The sequence below is a fragment of the Achromobacter sp. GbtcB20 genome (assembly GCF_019091095.1).
Classification (GTDB): Bacteria; Pseudomonadota; Gammaproteobacteria; order Burkholderiales; family Burkholderiaceae_B; genus Achromobacter; species Achromobacter mucicolens.
Genome location: NZ_JAGXJZ010000760.1, coordinates 1 through 247 on the forward strand (window position 1 = coordinate 1; position 247 = coordinate 247).

Genomic DNA, 247 nt, shown 5'->3' on the forward strand with positions numbered 1-247 from the left:
AGTCCAGGTGCTGGCCCGGGCGCTGCAGGGGCTGCTGCCGTCGCTGGACTGGCATGCAGGCGACGCGCCGGTCCCGGGTGCGCTGACCCTGATTCTTGTGGACGAGGGCGCGCTTGCCGGCGATGCCAGGGGCGCGCTCTGGAACACCTTCGGGCCGGTGGAAGCAATGCGCCGGGCGCGCCAGGCCGGCATGGTCGCGGTGGCAGTGTGCCGTGGCCGGATCAGCAGGCTGCCCCCCGAACGTGTC

1 protein-coding gene is annotated in these 247 nt (G+C 73.3%); it reads left to right on the forward strand.

What is annotated here, in order from left to right; translation table 11 throughout:
- A partial coding sequence (locus KVT32_RS31010; RefSeq protein ID WP_217619523.1) for a hypothetical protein occupies nucleotides 1-247 on the forward strand: 247 nt, incomplete at both ends.